13 protein-coding genes are annotated in these 19,889 nt (G+C 54.7%); 10 read left to right on the top strand and 3 right to left on the bottom strand.

The window, feature by feature from the left end:
* The first annotated feature begins 57 nt into the window (after positions 1 to 57).
* The 8 genes from AC6CHM_RS15560 (at position 58) to AC6CHM_RS15525 (ending at position 9,548) form a co-directional block, all read left to right on the top strand.
* Positions 58 to 1,122 (top strand): ABC transporter ATP-binding protein, encoded by a 1,065-nt coding sequence (locus AC6CHM_RS15560; protein ID WP_498173666.1) that lies wholly within the window; start codon positions 58 to 60, stop codon positions 1,120 to 1,122.
* 122 nt (positions 1,123 to 1,244) lie between these two features.
* On the top strand, positions 1,245 to 2,561 hold the full coding sequence (locus AC6CHM_RS15555) for an ABC transporter substrate-binding protein (RefSeq protein WP_115054654.1): 1,317 nt from the start codon (positions 1,245 to 1,247) through the stop codon (positions 2,559 to 2,561).
* A 171-nt stretch (positions 2,562 to 2,732) separates the two neighbouring features.
* The gene (locus AC6CHM_RS15550; protein WP_370878848.1) at positions 2,733 to 3,620 is read left to right on the top strand and encodes a carbohydrate ABC transporter permease; all 888 of its coding nucleotides are present in this window, start codon (positions 2,733 to 2,735) and stop codon (positions 3,618 to 3,620) included.
* Between the two features lie 17 nt (positions 3,621 to 3,637).
* Positions 3,638 to 4,537, top strand: coding sequence for a carbohydrate ABC transporter permease (locus AC6CHM_RS15545; RefSeq protein ID WP_115054652.1), 900 nt, complete (start codon positions 3,638 to 3,640; stop codon positions 4,535 to 4,537).
* A 20-nt stretch (positions 4,538 to 4,557) separates the two neighbouring features.
* Positions 4,558 to 6,360, top strand: coding sequence for an IlvD/Edd family dehydratase (locus tag AC6CHM_RS15540; RefSeq protein WP_498173665.1), 1,803 nt, complete (start codon positions 4,558 to 4,560; stop codon positions 6,358 to 6,360).
* Positions 6,361 to 6,408: 48 nt separating this feature from the next.
* A complete protein-coding gene (locus AC6CHM_RS15535) occupies positions 6,409 to 7,161 on the top strand; it encodes an SDR family NAD(P)-dependent oxidoreductase (RefSeq protein ID WP_498173664.1) in 753 nt (250 codons plus the stop codon).
* 33 nt (positions 7,162 to 7,194) lie between these two features.
* Positions 7,195 to 8,034 carry a fumarylacetoacetate hydrolase family protein gene (locus tag AC6CHM_RS15530; RefSeq protein ID WP_115054649.1) on the top strand — a complete coding sequence of 280 codons (840 nt, stop codon included), beginning with the start codon at positions 7,195 to 7,197 and terminating at the stop codon, positions 8,032 to 8,034.
* 176 nt (positions 8,035 to 8,210) lie between these two features.
* Positions 8,211 to 9,548 (top strand): MFS transporter, encoded by a 1,338-nt coding sequence (locus tag AC6CHM_RS15525; protein WP_440807867.1) that lies wholly within the window; start codon positions 8,211 to 8,213, stop codon positions 9,546 to 9,548.
* Positions 9,549 to 9,643: 95 nt separating this feature from the next.
* Here the strand turns inward: AC6CHM_RS15525 and AC6CHM_RS15520 are convergent, their stop codons facing one another.
* Both AC6CHM_RS15520 and AC6CHM_RS15515 read right to left on the bottom strand, forming a co-directional pair.
* The gene (locus tag AC6CHM_RS15520) at positions 9,644 to 14,263 is read right to left on the bottom strand and encodes a translocation/assembly module TamB domain-containing protein (RefSeq protein ID WP_498173663.1); all 4,620 of its coding nucleotides are present in this window, start codon (positions 14,261 to 14,263) and stop codon (positions 9,644 to 9,646) included.
* On the bottom strand, positions 14,260 to 16,188 hold the full coding sequence (locus tag AC6CHM_RS15515) for an autotransporter assembly complex protein TamA (RefSeq protein ID WP_498173662.1): 1,929 nt from the start codon (positions 16,186 to 16,188) through the stop codon (positions 14,260 to 14,262). The genes AC6CHM_RS15520 and AC6CHM_RS15515 overlap by 4 nt, the downstream gene beginning before the upstream one ends.
* 346 nt (positions 16,189 to 16,534) lie before the next feature.
* Between AC6CHM_RS15515 and AC6CHM_RS15510 the strand changes: the two genes are divergently transcribed.
* Together AC6CHM_RS15510 and ilvD are read left to right on the top strand one after the other, a co-directional pair.
* Positions 16,535 to 16,771, top strand: a complete 237-nt coding sequence (locus AC6CHM_RS15510) for an Lrp/AsnC ligand binding domain-containing protein (RefSeq protein ID WP_008127661.1) — start codon at positions 16,535 to 16,537, stop codon at positions 16,769 to 16,771.
* Between the two features lie 186 nt (positions 16,772 to 16,957).
* Positions 16,958 to 18,811: a dihydroxy-acid dehydratase gene (gene ilvD, locus AC6CHM_RS15505; RefSeq protein WP_115054645.1), complete on the top strand. Its 1,854-nt coding sequence runs from the start codon at positions 16,958 to 16,960 to the stop codon at positions 18,809 to 18,811.
* Between the two features lie 84 nt (positions 18,812 to 18,895).
* On the opposite strand, the gene AC6CHM_RS15500 is transcribed toward ilvD, so the two are convergent.
* Positions 18,896 to 19,885, bottom strand: a complete 990-nt coding sequence (locus tag AC6CHM_RS15500; protein ID WP_115054644.1) for an ABC transporter substrate-binding protein — start codon at positions 19,883 to 19,885, stop codon at positions 18,896 to 18,898.
* Positions 19,886 to 19,889 lie beyond the last annotated feature (4 nt).

Below are 19,889 nucleotides of genomic sequence, written 5' to 3'. Positions count from 1 at the left end.
AGAGGGGCAGCGCTTTGGGAGAAGTGATGTCCAAACATAATTTCTGGAGGAGAGCGCATGGCATCGGTTGAATTCGCCGACGTACGAAAATCATTCGGTACCCACCCGGTCATCAAGGGTGTGGATATCAAGATTGAAGATGGCGAATTCGTCATCCTTGTTGGACCATCGGGCTGCGGTAAGTCCACCTTGCTGCGAATGCTGGCCGGGCTGGAGAATATCTCGGCAGGAGAAATCAAGATCGGCGGCCAAGTTGTCAATGGTCTCGCTCCAAAGGAGCGCGACATTGCCATGGTCTTCCAGAACTATGCACTTTATCCGCACATGACTGTTGCCGATAACATGGCTTTTTCGCTGACGCTGAAACGCGCATCAAAGGCGGAAATTGAAAAACGCGTAAAGCCTGCGGCGGAAATTCTCGGCCTCACCCCGCTGCTGGACCGTTTTCCGCGCCAGCTTTCCGGAGGCCAGCGCCAACGCGTTGCCATGGGCCGCGCAATTGTGCGCGATCCGCAGGTTTTCCTGTTTGACGAGCCCTTGTCCAATCTGGATGCCAAGCTGCGCGTCGCCATGCGCGCTGAAATCAAGGAACTGCACCAACGGCTGAAAACCACCACGGTCTATGTCACGCATGACCAGATCGAAGCCATGACCATGGCCGACAAGATCGTCGTCATGCATGACGGTCTGGTCGAGCAGATCGGTGCGCCGCTCGAACTTTATGATCAGCCGGCAAATCTTTTTGTTGCCAGCTTCATCGGCTCGCCTGCCATGAACATGATCAAAGGCAAGCTCGATCCAAACAGCACGCTGAAATTCAAGACCGATAATGGTGTCGAATTGCCCGTTGCCAAAGCGCCGGAGAGCGCCAAGGGACGCGCATTGATTTATGGTTTACGGCCCGAACACATGACAATCGTCGATGGCGGCATACCCGCTGAAGTCGTCGTGATTGAACCAACAGGCTCTGAAACGCAAATGATCATGCGGGTTGGCGGCGATCTCGTCACCGGCGTTTTCCATCAACGCATAAATGCAAAGCCGGGCGAGATAGTCGGCCTCTCCATACATGCGGAAGCGACCTATCTGTTCGATGCAGAGACCGGCAAGCGCCTGGTCTAGAGCTCTAGCATAAGCGGTGCCTGCCGGTCGGTAGCAGGTCTTCGTCATAAAGCACCGACATAGCCCGTGGCCCAGAATGTGGGAGCATTTTGAAGGCCTTTTACAACCAAGGAGGAGCAAGAATGACCATTAACAGAAGACATCTTCTCGGCGCATCAGCCGGACTAGTCGCTGCCGCAGGGCTCAACCGTTTCGGGCTTACGCCTGCCTTTGCTCAAGCCGCAGCACCAACCTACAAACCGGAAGAAGGCGCCACATTGCGCCTGCTGCGCTGGGTTCCATTTGTTCCAGCCGAAGAAGCCGCATGGCTTGCCAACACCAAGAAATTCACTGAGGCGACTGGCGTGCAGGTACGGGTCGACAAGGAAAGCTGGGAGGACGTTCGTCCGAAAGCTGCCGTTGCCGCCAATGTCGGCTCCGGCCCGGATATGGTGATGAGCTGGTTCGATGATCCGCAGCAATATCCGGACAAGCTGGTCGATGTGACTGAGCTTGGCGAATATCTGGGTGGCGCGCATGGCGGCTGGTATGCCGGCCTTGAAGGCTATGCCAAACGCGACGGCAAGTTCATTGCGCTTCCGCTTTGCGCCATCGGCAATGCGGTTGTTTACCGCGACAGCCATATGAAAGCCGCGGGCTTCCAGGAGTTTCCGAAGGACACTGCAGGCTTCCTTGAATTGTGCAAGGCCTTGCAGGCAAAAGGCACACCGGCTGGCTTTCCGCACGGCAAGGCAGTGGGAGACGGCAATAATTACGCTCATTGGTTGCTTTGGAGCCATGGCGGCATGATCGTCGATGAAAGCGGTAAAGTTGTCCTCAACAGCCCTGAAACGCTCGCATCGGTCAAATATGCGCAGGAACTCTACAAGACCTTCATTCCAGGCACGGAAAGCTGGCAGGATGTCAATAATAACCGCGCCTTCCTTGCACGGCAGGTATCGCTGACGGCAAATGGTGTGTCGGTCTATTATGCTGCCAAGAAAGATCCATCCATGGCGGATATCCTTGAAGACATGCGCTCGACAAACCTGCCAATCGGTCCGGTCGGCAAGTCGATCGAGCTGCATCAGACTTCAACGATTTCGATCTTCAAGCACACAAAGTTCCCGGAAGCTGCAAAGGCCTACCTGCAATTCATGTATCAGGCCGAAAATATGAACGCCTGGATCGAGGGTGCCAGCGCCTATTGCTGCCAACCCTTGAAGGAATATGCAAGCAATCCGGTGTGGAAGTCCGTTCCGATCCACGAAGCCTATGCGCGGGCTTCCGAAACGCTTCGCCCGAACGGTTTTGCCGGACCGCTGGGAACAGCATCGGCGGGCGTGATGGCCGATTACGTGCTCGTCGATATGTATGCGACAGCCGTGACCGGTCAGATGACCGCAGAGGATGCCATTGCACAGGCGGAGAAGCGCGCAAATCGCTACTACGCCACTTAAGCAGCCATAAACGCCTTCCGCCGTCCAACGCGGCGGAAGGCTTTCTTGTTTCGCAATTCCTGACGGAAAACCGGCTATTGCTTTTCCTGGAATTGCTTTCGAAGCCGACGCAACCGGAGATATCCGATGACAATGACGCCGACTGCAAAACGAAACTCTGCCTTTGGCACAATGGCCCGCAGCAATACTGCGGTCGGCCTGTTCTTCATGCTGCCTGCGGCAGTGTTCCTCATCTGCTTTTTGACCTATCCACTCGGACTGGGCGTATGGCTCGGCTTTACCGACGCAAAGATCGGTCGCGACGGCGTCTTTATCGGCATCGAAAACTATCAGGCGCTTGCCAATGACTCGGTCTTCTGGATGGCCGTTTACAACACCGTTCTCTATACTTTCATCGCGTCCATATTGAAATTCGGTTTCGGCCTCTGGCTGGCGATGATCCTCAACGAACATCTGCCGTTCAAATCATTCTTCCGCGCCATTATTCTCCTGCCCTGGGTGGTTCCGACGGTATTGTCCGCCCTCGCCTTCTGGTGGATTTATGATGCGCAGTTTTCGATTATTTCCTGGTCGCTGATGCAGCTTGGCTGGATCGACGGTCCCATCAATTTCCTTGGTGATCCCAACAACGCGCGTGCCTCGGTGATTGCCGCCAATGTCTGGCGCGGCATTCCTTTTGTGGCGATCTCGCTGCTTGCCGGCCTGCAAACAATTCCGCAATCGCTGCATGAAGCAGCATCGCTGGACGGCGCGACAGGTTGGCAGCGTTTCCGCTTTATAACCTTGCCCATGCTCACGCCCATCATCGCTGTGGTGATGACGTTCTCGGTGCTTTTCACCTTCACCGATTTCCAGCTGATCTACGTGCTGACCAAGGGTGGCCCGGTCAATGCAACGCATCTGATGGCAACCTTGTCATTCCAGCGCGGCATACCTGGCGGACAGCTTGGCGAAGGCGCGGCGATTGCTGTCGCGATGATTCCATTCCTTCTGGCTTCGATCCTGTTCTCATTTTTCGGCCTTCAGCGTCGCAAATGGCAACAGGGCGGACAAGATTGAACGGGAGGGAGACAATCATGAGCATTTCCGAGCAAACAAACGCCCAGCCGCTGAACGACGAAGCGCAGGGCATGAGCTATCTCAACCGGTTGCCACGGCGCATTGTCGTGCTTTACCTTCCTCTGCTGGTCTTCATCATCGTATTGCTGTTTCCATTCTATTGGATGGCAATCACCGCGGTTAAGCCCAATGACCAGTTGACGGACTATAATAATTACAGCCCGTTCTGGGTGGTGAAGCCAACGCTCGACCATATTAAATATCTGCTGTTCGAAACCTCCTATCCAGGCTGGTTATGGAACACGATTGTCGTATCGGTCTGCGCGACCGTGCTGTCGCTTGCCGCATCTGTTTTCGCCGCCTATGCGATTGAGCGTGTGCGCTTTTCCGGCTCTCGCCCGGTAGGTCTTTTGATCTTCCTTGCCTATCTGGTGCCACCGTCGATCCTGTTCATCCCGTTGGCGGTTATCGTGTTCAAATTTGGCATTTACGACACCAAATTCGCATTGATCTTCACCTATCCGACCTTCCTCATCCCCTTCTGCACATGGCTGCTCATGGGCTATTTCCGGTCCATACCCTTCGAGCTTGAGGAAAGCGCTTTGGTGGATGGCGCGTCGCGCTGGCAGATTCTGGTCAGGGTCATATTGCCGCTGGCAGTGCCTGGACTGATATCTGCCGGTATTTTTGCCTTCACTTTGTCTTGGAATGAGTTCATTTATGCGCTGACCTTCATCCAATCCTCTGAGAACAAGACTGTCCCGGTCGGTGTGCTGACGGAGTTGGTGCGAGGCGATGTTTTCGAGTGGGGTTCACTGATGGCGGGCGCACTGTTCGGGTCGCTGCCCGTTGTCATCCTCTACTCATTTTTTGTCGATTATTACGTTTCTTCCATGACCGGTGCGGTCAAGGAATAAGTCCCCCAGGAGTTACTTAAATGACCAGCAACAAAACCCCGAAAAAACTGCGTTCTCAGGAATGGTTCGACAATCCTGACAATCCGGGGATGACCGCGCTTTATCTTGAGCGCTATCTGAATTACGGCCTGACCCGCGGCGAATTGCAATCGGGCAAGCCGATCATCGGCATCGCACAGACCGGTTCGGATATTTCACCTTGCAACCGGCACCATATTGAACTGGCCAAGCGCGTGCGTGACGGTATCATTGCTGCTGGTGGCATTCCTTTCGAGTTTCCGGTTCATCCGATCCAGGAAACCGGCAAGCGCCCCGGCGCAGCACTCGACCGCAACCTTGCCTATCTCGGCCTCGTTGAAGTTCTCTTCGGCTATCCACTTGATGGCGTTGTTCTCACCATCGGTTGCGACAAGACCACGCCAGCCATGTTGATGGGCGCCGCCACGGTGAACATTCCAGCTATCGCGCTGTCAGTCGGACCCATGCTGAATGGCTGGCATCGCGGCGAGCGCACCGGCTCCGGCACCATCGTCTGGAAGTCACGCGAGAAGCTCACCTCCGGCGAAATCAACTATGACCAGTTCATGGATATCGTCGCATCATCGGCGCCGTCGGTCGGGTACTGCAATACGATGGGCACTGCTACCACCATGAATTCGCTAGCCGAAGCACTTGGTATGGAATTGCCGGGCGGCGCAGCCATCCCCGCGCCTTATCGCGAACGCGGCCAGATTGCCTATGACACCGGCAAACGCATCGTCGACATGGTACGCGAAGATCTGAAGCCATCCGATGTCATGACACGGGCCGCCTTCGAAAATGCCATCGTTGTCAATTCCGCGATTGGCGGATCGACAAATGCACCGATCCATCTGAATGCCATTGCACGCCATCTCAATATTCCGCTGGACAATGATGATTGGCAGGAAATCGGCCATGACGTGCCGCTTCTGGTCAATTTGCAACCAGCCGGTGAATATCTGGGTGAGGACTATCATCGCGCGGGCGGCGTGCCTGCCGTGGTTGCCGAACTGATGAAGGCCGGGAAACTTCCGCATCCGGGCGCTGTGACGGTCAACGGCCAAAGCATCGGCACCAATTGCGAGCATGCAGAAAACCTTAACACGGACGTGATCAAGACCTATGATGCGCCGTTGAAAAAGAAGGCCGGGTTCATCAACCTCAAGGGCAATCTCTTCGACAGCGCCATTATGAAGACCAGCGTCATTTCCGAGGAATTCCGCCAGCGCTATCTATCCAATCCGGATGACTTGGAAGCCTTTGAAGGCATTGCCGAAGTTTTTGACGGACCGGAGGACTATCATCATCGGATCGACGATCCGGCGCTTGGCCTTAGCGAGAACAGCATTCTGATCATGCGCGGCACTGGGCCGATCGGCTATCCAGGTGCGGCAGAGGTGGTCAATATGCAGCCGCCAGCCTATCTGCTGAAGCAGGGTATCCATGCGCTGCCTTGTCTTGGCGATGGCCGTCAATCCGGCACATCCGGTTCCCCATCCATCCTCAACGCCTCGCCGGAAGCGGCGGTCAATGGCGGACTTGCGCTCGTTCGCTCCGGCGATCATCTGCGCATTGATCTCAACAAGGGCACTGCAAACATCCTGATCGACGATGAGGAATTGCAAAAGCGCAAGGACGATCTGATCGCTGCGGGCGGCTATAAATATCCGGCAAGCCAGACGCCGTGGCAGGAAATCCAGCGCGGCATGGTCGGTCAGCTTGATGAAGGCATGGTTTTGAAACCTGCCGTTGACTACCAGCGCATTGCTCAGACCAAGGGGCTTCCACGCGATAATCACTAAATCGCCGGACGCCCTGACAGATGCAAAAGCCATATATCGGGAGGAAGCATGGCGAATTCCATACGGCGCTATGAGGGGAGGCACGCGGTTATAACCGGCGGTGCCTCCGGCATAGGTTTCAGAACAGCAGAGCGGATCGTGTCGGAGGGCGGCACGGTCACTCTGTGGGACGTCGATGCAGCAAAGATCGAGGAGGCAAAGGCAGCGCTTGGAGCCTCCTCCCACGGCGTTAGTCTCGATGTGTCCGATCCTGACCAGGTCGAGAAGGCCACGCAGGAAACCGTATCTGCCTTTGGCAAGATCGACGTGCTTGTCTGCTCGGCGGGAATAGCCGGACCCAATGCCAAGGTTGCCGACTACCCCATTGATCAGTGGAAACAGGTCTTTGAAAGCAATCTGCACGGATTGTTTTATTGCAATCGATTTGTCGTGCCGGTCATGCAGAAGAACGGCTATGGCCGGATCGTCAATGTTGCTTCCATTGCGGGCAAGGAGGGCAACCCCAATGCCTCGGCCTATAGCGCATCAAAGGCTGCGGTCATCGGCCTGACAAAATCGCTGGGCAAGGAACTTGCCGGTGATGGAATTACCGTCAACGTGATAACACCGGCTACCGTTGATACGCCCATCCTCCAGCAATTGAAGCCGGAGTTCATCGATTACATGCTTTCGAAGATTCCGATGCAGCGTTTTGGCAAAGTTGAAGAGCTTGCCGCGCTGATTACGTGGATTGCCAGTGAAGAATGTTCATTCACGACCGGAGCAGTATTCGACATTTCCGGTGGCCGTGCTACATACTAGGCCACTACCCACCAGTGAAGAGAAGGTTGACCAATGAAACTCTTGCGTTATGGCCCGCTCGGCCAGGAAAAACCCGGTCTTGTCGACAAGGACGGCAATGTCCGCGATCTTTCCGGCCACGTGAAGGATATAGCCGGTGAAGCAATTTCACCCGAGGGCTTGAAGAAACTCGCTGCGATCGATCCCGCTTCACTGCCACTCGTTGAAGTAGACCGCTATGGCGCCTGCGTTTCTGGAACCGGCAAATTTATCTGCATCGGCCTGAACTATTCCGACCATGCCGCCGAAACCGGCGCGACCGTGCCGCCGGAGCCAATCATTTTCATGAAGGCCACATCGGCGATTGTCGGCCCGAACGATAATGTGGAAATTCCCCGCACTTCGCTGAAGACAGACTGGGAAGTCGAGCTTGGCGTTGTAATCGGCAAACATGCCAAATATGTCAGCGAAGATGAGGCAATGGACTATGTTGCGGGCTATTGCCTGATCAATGATGTTTCCGAGCGCGCCTTCCAGGCTGAACGTCAAGGACAGTGGACCAAGGGTAAGAGCTGCGACACATTTGGCCCGACAGGCCCCTGGCTTGTGACCAAGGATGAAATCAAGGACCCGCAAGACCTGAAGATGTGGCTGGAAGTCAATGGCCATCGCTATCAGGACGGCACATCGGCGACGATGGTCTATGGCGTGAAATATCTGGTTTCCTACCTGTCGCAATTCATGAGCCTGCATCCGGGCGACATCATCTCGACCGGCACACCTCCCGGCGTTGGCCTTGGCCAAAAGCCGAATGTGTTCCTCAAGGAAGGCGATATCATAACGCTCGGTATTGAGGGTCTGGGCGAACAGCGCCAGCAGGTCGTACAAGCTTAATTTAACCTGCACATCAGTTCTGCGTGGTTCGACAAGCTCACCATGAGGGAAATTGAGGATTGCAAGATCAATCTTCGACGTTGCAAGTGTTGTTGCAGCCCAATCCCAGTCCTCATGGTGAGCCTCGTCGAACCACGCACAATTGTCTCCGCCTTTTGGCGGCAAAGGAGTACAAAATGTCCTCAGCTACAAAAGCTGCCCATCCCCCACGGAAGGCTCCAGCGGGTGCCAGCAAGGTTCGCTACATCATTCTCGCGATGTGCTTTCTTGGTCTGACAATGAATTATCTTGACCGCGCCAATATGAGCGTGGCTTTGCCCTATATCGATGCTGAACTTGGCCTCAACCTCAGCAATGCCGAGAAGGGATTGATCTTCGGCGCGTTCTTCTGGGCCTATGACGGCATGATGCTGATCGCTGGCTGGTTTACCGATAAGGTCGGCGCGCGCCGGTCCTTTTCTCTGGCTGCCGTCTGGTGGTCTGTATTCACGGCGCTGACACCGCTCGCCACGACTTTCTGGGGCTTCTTCGGCATGCGTTTTGCTTTGGGAGCGGGTGAGGCCCCGGCCTACCCAAGCGCAACCAAGGCCGCATCGCGCTGGTTTCCAAAAAGCGAGCGCGCTTTCGCTACCGCAGTCATCGACTCCGGCTCACGCGTTGGCACTGTTCTCGCATTGCCTATCGTGACCGGCATAATCGCGCTCGCGACCTGGCATTATTCCTTCATCATTCTCGGTGTGCTTGGCCTGGTATGGGCATTCTTCTGGTACATGATGTATCGCGACCCTGCCGACCACCCGGGCGCAAACGATCTGGAGCGTCAATACATCACCGATAATGGTGGGCGCACGGAAGAGAATGACGATGCGGAAGCGGTAAAAATCCGGTGGCGCGACCTTTTCCGTTATCGCACCGTTTGGGGCATGATGATCGGCTTCTTCTGCCTGAACTTCGTCATCTATTTCTTCCTGACCTGGTTCCCCGATTATCTGAAGAATGCGCGCGGCCTCAATCTGGCCGAGCTTGGCACATTCGGGATGATCCCAGGCCTTACCGCTGTTGCTGCGGCATGGGCGGCAGGCATCTGGGCCGATCGCGCTATTCGCAATGGTGCCGACGTGACGACAATCCGCAAGATCATCATGGTTGGCGGTCTGCTTGGTGGCGCGGCCATTCTACCCGCTGCAATGGTGACATCGCTCTATATGGCGCTGATCTTCCTTGCGATTTCCTACAGCAGTCTGGCTGTTGCGGCCACGGCAATCTGGTCGCTGCCAGCAGACGTTGCGCCAAGCTCGCATCATGTGGCATCAATTGGCGGCATCCAGAACTTTGCCTCAAACATTGCAGGCATTATCAGCCCGTTCCTGTTTGGCTATCTGCTTGATGTGTTTAATGGAAACTATATTCCGTCATTCGCTCTGGCTGCCGGCGTCGCCGTCATCGGCGCGTTCAACTACGCATTTGTCGTAGGCCGTGCGGAGCCACTGCCAGTTCTGCCAGCACGCGGCTAAAAACATTAAGGGCGGTGCTTTGCACCGCCCTTTTTCATAGGTTTTTATGCATTGCCCAAATGCGAAGCCGCTTCGCACCTTTGCTGGAAATGCACTTAGTAGTCTTTTTCGAAGAACAGACCAGCGCCGGAATCGCCATCGCTGCCAACGGCACCCTTGGCTTTCAGATTGGGCGTAATGTCGAGATTGATTGTACCTTTGGTGTTGCCACCGGCACCTGCCTCAACACCGAGATAGATATTATCCCTGATATAACGCCCGGCGCGAACGCCTGCGTTGCCTTCGCTATCGGTAACAACATCAAGATCATCAAGCCCCGTGCTCTTACGCAGGCTGTCGATGAGCGACGAGTTTGAACCACCTGCCAGTTCCGCAGCGGCGGTAGCAAGCCGAGCAATCTGCAGCGGTGTCAACTCGCTGATCGAACGATTGAAGATCAAGCGCGCCATGACTTCATCCTGCGGCAGTTCCGGCTGCGACGAGAAGACAATCTGCAAATCGGATACGCGGCCCTTTACAGTCACACTGACGGTTATGTCGCTGCTTTGGGTAGTGGCAACGAAGTTGATTTCAGGATCAAGATCGCCAACCAGCGTGACCTGACCTTCCGTGAAGGTGATGCGCTGGCCAAGAATGCCAAGACGGCCACGGATGAGATCAAAACCGCCTACAGGCTGAACATTTGTGGCAGGACCGGTCAATCGCACGGAACCGCCGATCTCCGCATCAAGGCCGCGACCACGCACGAAGATCTTGTTGGGTGCTGTAACATTGATATCGAGCCGCACCACACTTGGACGCGATGTCGGTGTTGCGACCTCGCGCTGATCAGCCTTGGCACGCTTAAGTGTTTGTTGAACCTTCTTCGAAGCATCTTTATGCTTTACGTCGATAACCGCCGACGGACCCCCAAAGGTTTCCGGAACAGTGATTTCAGCGCGATCAATATTGATATTGCCAGCAATGACGGGATCACGGGTCAGAGGACCATTGATGCCCAGCGCGCCCGTCACAGTGGCGACAACAAGATTGCCGTCGGCATAGCGCGCCTTGTCGAGCTTGATATCAATATTAGCGGGGAAATTCGCAGCAGCATCCGTTGAGATCGTACCTGTCGCGCTGACGGTACCACCTGTTGAAATCCCGGCCGTCAGCGTGCGGATTGTGACAGTCGTGCCCTCCATGCTGCCAAGCAGGGTAATCCGCTGCAAGCGCAGATTCGATTCCGGATCCATGATTTCCGCACCATTGGCCGAGAACATGCCGCGAATCTGTGGTTGGGCAAAGCTGCCGGTTACATTGGCCGTGACATCAATATTGCCCTTGGCCTGTGTTCCGCGATCTGCGAGGAAGCGGTTAGCCAGAGAAAGCGGAATATTTCCGGTGACATTGATGCCAAGTCCGTTACCGGACACTGGCACTTCACCACTGGCTGATACTGTAAAGCCCTGCGGTCCATCGACCTTTGCAGAAGAAAGTGAAAGGCGCTCATTGGCGAAGCGGCCTGCTGCCGTCAGTTGCAGAGGGGCTAGCCCGGCTTCCTGCAAGGGCTTGGCGGAAATGCTCGAACCCTTCAGGTCAAACTCCGCATTTGGCTTTTGCAATGTTCCTGTAACACGACCGCGGCCGGAAACAGCGCCCGCGAGGTTCTGATCTTTGACAATGCCGTTGAGAGTCGTCAACGGGAAACTCTTCAGATCGAGATCGACGCCAAGCTGGCCTTGTGCCAAAGGCACCGATCCGCGTGCCGAAGCGTCCAGTCCATTTGCCCCGGTCAAATGGGCATCGACATTTAACTGGTCAGTCGTTGATGTGCCTTTGGCATCAAGATTAAGCGCTTCAAGACCCGCTTTCTTCAGTGCTGCTGCCGTTATGCCGCGCGCTTGCATGTCGAAATTGACGTCCGGCTTCTCGCGCGTACCACCGATCTTGGCGGTGCCATTGATTTCTCCGCCGAGCCCAAGATCAGGTTTGATCGTATTGGCGATATCTAGGGGCAGTTTCTCAATCGCAACGGCAAGATTGAGCGTTTGGGCAACTTCACCACTGACGGTCACCTTGCCATTGCCGATATCAAGGATGATGTCACCAAATGAGACATCACTACCAGCAACATTGATTGCTGCGGGCTGTACGAGGCGGGCAGCAAGCTTGTCACGTGTCAGTTCCGCCTTTGCCAGCGACAGCAGATAACCTTTATCCGTGGGTTCAAGAGCGCCGCCAAGGGATGTTTTCGCGCCGTTTTTCAGCGCTGCATCAAGAGTGAAATTCGTAGCCTTACCGCTCTGGTTCGCCTGGGCGTCAAGGCTTGTAATATCAATTCCGGAGGCCGAAATATTGGTTGCGCTTACCGTGCCGTTGGCGGCTGGAACATTGAAAATATCCTGTGCCACAAGCGCAATTTCTGCTTTGCCAATGGCAACATTATTAGCCTTGAGACTATCAATCTGTCCTTTGACATCGAGGTTCTGCTTATCGTCATCATGCGATAGCGCAATCGTCGCATCGGCCTTGCCTGTCGCTTCGACTAGGAAGAGCGCAGCGGCGGTGGACACATCGGCGGAACTCAGCGTCAGATTGCCTTGCAGCAATCCTTTTTTGTCTTGCGTAACATCACCGCGCAGACGCGTTCCACCCGCGATAAACAACAAATTGCTGAGGCGTTTCTCATCTTTGCGTAACGCGATCTCGGTGGAAAGATCCGCGCGGATGCCATCGAGAAAAGCCAAGCCTGAAAGCTTGCCGTCAATATTGTCTTCAAGCAGCGTTCCATTGAACGAAATATCGCCTTCGGTCAGCTTGCGTCCCGATAATGTGCCCTGCGGCACACCCGCATTAAAGGCAAGGGCGATGATCTTGTCCTGACCGCGCGCGCTGCCCTTTACCTTCAATGCCCCGCCCGCCTTCTCCGAAAGAAGTGCCAGATCGGTAAGGTTGAGGCCAAAGTCGAAATTGGCGGCACCGCTGGCAAATGTTCCATTGGCGGTGACAAGCGTCTGCGGATTTTCGATCTTGAAATTCTTGGCACTCAGTCCATTTTCGCCACGGGCGAGGCCGCCGGTGATCCGTGTTTCGCCCGCCAGCACTTTATCGGCTGCATCGATGCCAAGCTTCATACCCGTAGCATTGCCGTCCAGCATCAGATCAAAACCGCCTGTCAACGCCTCAACAAGACCGTTGGCTTTCAGGTCAAGCGAACCGGCCAATTCCCGGCCGGCAAGCGCCGAGAAGGGCGAGATGCTTGAAGCTTTAACAAGAATATCGCCGCGATAGGCGAATTCGCTGATCGCGCCTGCCAGAGAAGCACTCAATCCATTGGCCGCGATCAAGGCCTGCTTAAGATTGACAGGGGTACCAGCCTTCCAGTCGCCATTGATCTTAAGCTGGACAAGATCACCGAGGGCTTCAGCTATATCTGCCCGTTTTGCGGTGATACCGGAAATGTCGCCGTTTAAATCATAGGTCAGCGAACGGGCCGCAGGGTCATCAACATTTTGAGCCAAGCCTTTGGCGACAAGGTTGGCCGATTTGGCGGCAAACATTTCCGTTGTCAGGTTGGTGACTTCCAAAGTGCTTGACCAGGCATCATTTGCATTTGCATTCGTGCCGAAATCGACGGCGAAGACCGCCTTATCCACAGTGGTCTGACCGCCGGCAACAGGCAGGATAACCTTCTTGCCCGTTGGGTTGGCTATCGTTGCGTCGACCTTCAATCGGCGCAGGAACCCGTCATTCGTGGTCTCACCTGTGGCATCAACCAGCAGCGCATTGCTTTTGATACTGAGACGGTCAAGCGCAAATCCACCGGCATCACGTACCACGCCATTGACCACCAAAGCAGTGTCATTACCGAAGAAATCACGAAATATCGGCGGGATAAGGGCTGCAACTTCGCCGTCCAGCGTCGTCTTGAAACCAAGCCCGTCAGCCTGGCGATCAATCTTGGTATTGCCGGTAAGAACGCGCTTGCCCGCTGCGTCGAGGGTCAACTGCAAAGCCAGATCGCTTAATGGGCCGGAGCCCTTCAACGCCATGACAACAGGCGGGCGTCCTTCAATATTAAGAAGGTTGGCCATAATGCCATTCGCCGGTTCGTTCAGCAAAAGGTCGAGATCAAGCTGCTGGCTCTCATTGGCATAAGCGGCTTTGATCGTGAAATCACCGCCTGGACCATCCAGACGCTTTATCTGCAAATTGGAATCGAGCGAGCCGCCGTCAAGCGTCAGATTTCCCGCAACGGAAATCTCTGATTTCAGGCCAAAAACTGTATCCCCAAACGCTACGCGACCAATCTTCAACTCCTGAAGAATAACCGCAAGCGGTAGTTCCGGCAGGCTGAAACCTTTCGCTTCCGGCGAAGGCAAACCTTCGTCCGGTAGCGGCTTGCGCATGACATCGATGGAGTCTGCCGCCAGCGTATTGATATCCAGACGTCCACGCAGCAGCGCAAGGCGGCTCCAGACGATGCGGGCATTGGTGATCTTCAGCCAGATACCTTGGCGATCCGCAACCGTGATGCTGCCAATATTTGCTTCGGAGGAAAGCACGCCCTGAATTTCAGAGATCACAATCTGACGATTTGGTGTCGATAGCTGGTTTTCAACAAAGCTGAGAAAATATGACTTCTCTGCCTCGGCGCTGGCAGGCGCAGGCGACTGCGCCACGGACGGGCCGACGATAAGGAGCAAGAGAAGGGTTGCAAGTATCCGGATCAAAACGCCTGTCCTATGCCAACGTAGAAAGCAAAACTTGGATCGTCATCGGTCCGGTCAAGCGGAACGGCAACATCAAGCCGGATCGGACCAAGGCCGGTATTATACCTTATGCCCGCGCCAACACCGAGCCGTAGCTGCTCTGCAAAATCCGGGAAAGATTCTTCGCCGACATAGCCCGCATCGACAAAGCCGACCGCGCCGATCGTATCGGTAAGGCGCACGCGTGCTTCCACCGAGCTTTCGACAAGCGAGCGTCCACCGATCACATAATTATCGCCATCGCGGCTGACATTCACGCCAATATTGCGATAGGCATAGCCGCGAACTGAACCACCCCCACCAGCAAAGAACAGTTGATCCGGTGGCAGCTCGCCGATTTCAGCGCCAACAATCGACCCAAGCTTCAGACGCCCGGCGAGGACGAAACGATCATCGGCACCGAAACCGTAATAGGTGCGCCCTTCCGCCGTAAATTTGGTGGCGAAGTTGCCATATTCTACTTCGTAGAATGGCGACAAAAGCCCCTCAAGATAATAGCCATTCTTTGGATCAACCTTGCTGTCGCGGCTGTCATAGGTCAGCCCGCCAAGAACACCCACTGTCAGGAAATCACGGCTTCCGAAGAAATCATCTTCAAATTTCGACTTCGACACACTCGCAGTGAGTTTGCCGGAAAGCTCGTCCGAAAATATATGGGTTAAGCCAGCTTCAGCAGTGACTGAAGTCTGCGTATAGGCATCCAGAACCTTGCGCTCGCCAATCAGCGAGGAAATGAAGTCTGTATCCGGCGTCCAGACACCAGGCTTGGTGAAACTGACACCCAGCATGTAATTATAGTCCTGTGGGTCGTAGGATTGCCCGCCAATGCCACCGATTTTGGCATCGAACCGCAGACGCTCGGCCCGGCCAAAAAGATTGCGGTGCTGCCAATAGGTCTCAAAACCGGCGCCGTCCAGGGTCGAATAGCTGCCACCAACACCGAAGCGGCGCAGCTTCTGCTCCTGAACGGCTACAGTAATCGGCAAAAGCCCATCGCTTGTGATGGCGTCTGCTTCTTCGATACGGGCCGAGCGGAACACCTCAAGTCGAGACAGACGCTTTTTGGCGCGCTCGATCTCGTCAGGATCATATTCGCGTCCGGGCTCCAGACCCGTGATGAAGGCGACAAACTCAGGGTCCATGCGCTCAGTACCGGTGACCTGCGTCTGGCCGAACGATGCGCGGCGACCGGGATCAACATCGATAACCGCATCAACTTTGCTGTTGTCGTGATCGGCGGTGACGTTGCGCGAAACGATCTTCGCCTTGGGATGGCCCTGCTCGCGCCATGCATCAACAGCAAGGCGCTCTGCCTTTACGATTGACGTGGAGCGGGCAATATCGCCCACCGCGAACCCCTGATTTTCAGGCAGGTCGACAATATCCTTCTTGTCGACCGGCGGCGGAGCGACATTCTTGATGCGTGCGGTAGAGAAAAGAAACTGCGGTCCCGGATCGACCGAAATTGACACGGTTGCGGGATCTGGCAAAACCGTGTCGGGAGGAAGATCACTCGCCTCACGCCCATCAACTTTAATGCTGATATTGCCGCCATAACGACCATCGGCGTAAAGCGCGCCAAGAATACGGCGATAATCGCCTCTGGCTTTGGCTAGAAGCCCTGCGGCACCGGAGGCAGGCTTGTCCTTATCAGCGACAAGGCTGGAAGCACCTTCGACGAGCTTTTTGGTCTCTTCGTTTTCTTCGTTGGCGATTTCTACGGTATATTTTTGCGGATCGGCAATGACGGAATCCGCGTCATCGTCTTTTTTTTCGCCCCACAAATGAATGCCGAAGATTTCGAACGCGTGCGCGGGCGATACAAGGGCTGAGCAAGCCAGCAATGCGGCGGCAAACAAACTGGCCTGTGGGCGCTTGAAGTCCATCAACCAGTATAATCCCTAACTCAAACAAAATGACACAAACCAACAGGAATGATTACCCCATATCCCGTGATCGTTAAAATTCGCCTCTCTAGCTTAAGAAAACGATAACATGGTGGTTAATACAGGCCAACCCGCAAAGGCATTACACAACCTATCCGAAACTGTCGTTGTGACCATATCGCAACAAAACAGGCGTTTACGAGGGAACCCGACGCGGTCACTTTTTATTGGCGGCTGTATTGTTTATTAAATCGGCTGGAAAGCTCCGCGTGAAAACCTGTGATTGCGCTATCCCTGCAACCCAAATAGATTAGCCGCAACCAATCAGTCCCTCCGGAGCATATGAATGAAACCCGTATTCCTGCAGTTGCAATGCTTCCCTGGCAAAACCTATGAAGTTGCGGCTGCCCTTTTTGAGCGCGAGATCGTCTCGGAACTCTATTCGACCAGCGGCAATTTCGATCTGCTGGCGAAGATATACATTCCCGAAGACCAGGATGTCGGCAAGTTCATTAATGACAATGTGCTCGACATCCAAGGTATTGCTCGCTCGCTGACGACCATGACTTTCACGGCATTTTGACCCTCAGGCAGCAATTTTAAGCGGATAACCGAGACATTAAGTCTCGTTTCATGCGATAATAATGTCCCCTATGTAATGTTTGCAATAAAAACACCGCATTCGGGTAACAAAATTCCATTCTTTGCCTAAGAAGCTGTTCTTCTATAGATTGTTTCTTTTGCAATTCACTATCAGGATAGTTTGAAAATGCCGCCCTATCGTTCACGTACAACCACACATGGCCGCAACATGGCCGGTGCCCGCGGCCTTTGGCGCGCCACCGGTATGAAGGACGAGGATTTCGGCAAGCCAATTATTGCCGTCGTAAACTCGTTCACTCAGTTCGTGCCTGGCCACGTGCATCTGAAAGATCTTGGCCAGTTGGTGGCGCGTGAAATCGAAAGCGCGGGCGGTGTTGCCAAGGAATTCAATACGATTGCAGTCGATGACGGCATCGCCATGGGACATGATGGCATGCTCTATTCGCTGCCATCGCGCGAGATCATCGCCGATAGCGTTGAGTATATGGTCAATGCCCATTGCGCCGACGCTATGGTCTGCATTTCCAATTGCGACAAGATCACGCCCGGCATGCTGATGGCAGCCTTGCGGCTGAACATTCCTGTCGTTTTCGTTTCCGGCGGCCCGATGGAAGCCGGCAAGGTTACCTGGGATGACAAGGAAAAGAAGCTCGATCTGGTTGATGCCATGGTTGCCGCTGCTGATGACCGCATTTCCGATGCGGAAGTAACGGCTATTGAGCGCTCTGCCTGCCCGACTTGCGGTTCCTGCTCGGGCATGTTCACCGCCAATTCGATGAACTGCCTGACCGAAGCGCTGGGCTTGTCCCTACCGGGCAATGGTTCAACGCTGGCTACCCATGCGGATCGCCGTCGACTGTTTGTCGAGGCCGGGCACCTCATTGTTGATCTGGCCCGTCGCTACTACGAACAGGATGATGAAACAGCGCTGCCACGCGCTATCGCATCCTTTGCCGCCTTTGAGAACGCGATGACGCTCGATATCGCGATGGGCGGTTCGACTAATACTGTTCTCCACCTGCTTGCGGCGGCGCATGAAGGCGAAGTCGATTTCACCATGAGCGATATTGACCGGCTTTCCCGTCGCGTTCCCGTACTGTGCAAGGTGGCTCCTGCTGTTGCCAATGTGCATATGGAAGACGTACATCATGCGGGTGGCGTCATGGGCATTCTTGGCGAGCTTGATCGGGCAGGTTTGCTTGATACCTCAGTTTACTCCGTTCATGCAGCAAATCTCGGCGCAGCGCTTGATCGCTGGGATGTGATGCGCAGCAAGAACCAGTCTGTCCATGATTTCTTCAAGGCAGCGCCGGGCGGTGTTCCTACCCAGGTTGCATTCAGCCAGGATCGCCGCTTTGCCGATGTTGACCTGGATCGCGAAAAGGGCGTTATCCGCAATGCGGAACATGCCTATTCCAAGGATGGCGGTTTGGCTGTGCTTTACGGCAATCTTGCCGAAGATGGCTGTATCGTCAAAACGGCAGGCGTTGATGAGTCAATTCTGAAGTTCTCCGGTCCTGCGCGCATTTTTGAAAGTCAGGATACCGCCGTTCTTGGTATTTTGAACGGCGGCGTAAAGCCGGGCGATATTGTGCTGATCCGTTATGAAGGTCCTCGCGGCGGCCCGGGCATGCAGGAAATGCTCTACCCAACCAGCTATCTGAAATCCAAGGGCCTCGGCAAAGCTTGTGCCTTGATCACTGACGGGCGTTTCTCCGGCGGTTCGTCAGGACTTTCCATTGGCCACGTTTCTCCGGAAGCAGCCGAAGGCGGATTGATCGGTCTGGTGCAGGAAGGCGATGTAATCGACATCGACATCCCGAACCGCAAGATTCACCTTGCCGTCGATGATGCGGTCATTGCCGATCGCCGTGCGCATATGGAAGCCAAGGGCTCAGCCGCCTGGAAGCCTGAAGAAAAGCGCAAGCGCAAGGTCACAACTGCACTGCGTGCTTATGGCGCAATGGCAACAAGCGCTGCACGCGGTGCTGTAAGGCAGATTCCCGACCATTGGGAGTGAGATGATTGGCAGTAATATCGTGCGTGGTTCGAACCACGCACAACAAAAATGCAGCCCTTTTACCAAGGGCTGCATTTTTACATTTTACTTCGCTGCATCAGTAACTTTTGTTGTCCAGGCACCTTCCGGCTTCTTGGTAATAACCGGGTCTGAACCACCACCAAGCAAGGTTTCCACAGTCCGGTCGGCAGCTGCCGTATCAAGCACGCCGTCTGAACCTTCCGTCAGCTTATTGATTTCAGCAACCATGCGCTTCTGGTGCTTCTCTGTCTGGGCCCCGCTGGCATCATTCTCAAGCACAATTTCAGCAGCTTCGTCCGGATTGGCCCGTGCATATTCCCAGCCCTTCATTGAAGCCTTGACGAAGCGGGCCAGCTTTTCGACCATTGCCGGATCATCGAGACTCTTCTGGAGCACATAAAGACCGTCTTCCAGCGTTGCTACTTTTTCATCCTCGTACTTGAAAGTGACGAGCTGATCTTCCGGAATGCCCGCATCAATTACCTGCCAATATTCATTATAGGTCATAGTGGAAATGCAATCGGCTTGCTTCTGGATCAGGGGATCAACATTGAAGCCTTGTTTGAGAACTGTGACGCCTTCCGGCCCGCCATCGGTCTTCAGGCCAAGATGGTTCATCCATGACAGGAACGGATATTCATTTCCGCCGAACCAGACACCCAGCGTCTTGCCCTTGAAGTCTTCAGGCTTGGTAATGCCCGTTTCCTTGCGGCAGGTCAGCATCATGCCGGAGCGCTTGAACGGCTGGGCAATATTGACAAGAGGAAGACCCTTTTCACGCGTGGCAAGCGCGGAAGGCATCCAATCGACAACAACATCGGCACCACCACCAGCGATGACTTGCGGCGGGGCAACGTCGGGGCCACCCGGCTTGATCTCGACGTCCAGATTGGCCTCTTTATAGAAGCCCTTATCTTTAGCCACATAATAGCCAGCAAACTGCCCTTGCGTGACCCATTTGAGCTGAAGCGTCAGTTTATCGGCGGCCAGCGCCGAGCCGGCCATCAGGGTGCTGATGGCGAGTCCCAACGAGAGTGCAATGGTCTTCTTCATGTTT

This window comes from Phyllobacterium sp. GQ127 (assembly GCF_059758635.1).
Note: the sequence above shows the minus strand (reverse complement) of the source record. Positions and strands in the feature narration are given on the sequence as shown.

Bases quoted from the DNA above. Each gene is read 5' to 3' on its own strand.
- AC6CHM_RS15515 (WP_498173662.1), bottom strand. From the start codon at position 16,188: ATGGACTTCAAGCGCCCACAGGCCAGTTTGTTTGCCGCCGCATTGCTG.
- AC6CHM_RS15555 (WP_115054654.1), top strand. From the start codon at position 1,245: ATGACCATTAACAGAAGACATCTTCTCGGCGCATCAGCCGGACTAGTC.
- ilvD (WP_115054645.1), top strand. From the start codon at position 16,958: ATGCCGCCCTATCGTTCACGTACAACCACACATGGCCGCAACATGGCC.
- AC6CHM_RS15560 (WP_498173666.1), top strand. From the start codon at position 58: ATGGCATCGGTTGAATTCGCCGACGTACGAAAATCATTCGGTACCCAC.
- AC6CHM_RS15550 (WP_370878848.1), top strand. From the start codon at position 2,733: ATGGCCCGCAGCAATACTGCGGTCGGCCTGTTCTTCATGCTGCCTGCG.
- AC6CHM_RS15525 (WP_440807867.1), top strand. From the start codon at position 8,211: ATGTCCTCAGCTACAAAAGCTGCCCATCCCCCACGGAAGGCTCCAGCG.
- AC6CHM_RS15540 (WP_498173665.1), top strand. From the start codon at position 4,558: ATGACCAGCAACAAAACCCCGAAAAAACTGCGTTCTCAGGAATGGTTC.
- AC6CHM_RS15535 (WP_498173664.1), top strand. From the start codon at position 6,409: ATGGCGAATTCCATACGGCGCTATGAGGGGAGGCACGCGGTTATAACC.
- AC6CHM_RS15530 (WP_115054649.1), top strand. From the start codon at position 7,195: ATGAAACTCTTGCGTTATGGCCCGCTCGGCCAGGAAAAACCCGGTCTT.
- AC6CHM_RS15500 (WP_115054644.1), bottom strand. From the start codon at position 19,885: ATGAAGAAGACCATTGCACTCTCGTTGGGACTCGCCATCAGCACCCTG.
- AC6CHM_RS15545 (WP_115054652.1), top strand. From the start codon at position 3,638: ATGAGCATTTCCGAGCAAACAAACGCCCAGCCGCTGAACGACGAAGCG.
- AC6CHM_RS15510 (WP_008127661.1), top strand. From the start codon at position 16,535: ATGAAACCCGTATTCCTGCAGTTGCAATGCTTCCCTGGCAAAACCTAT.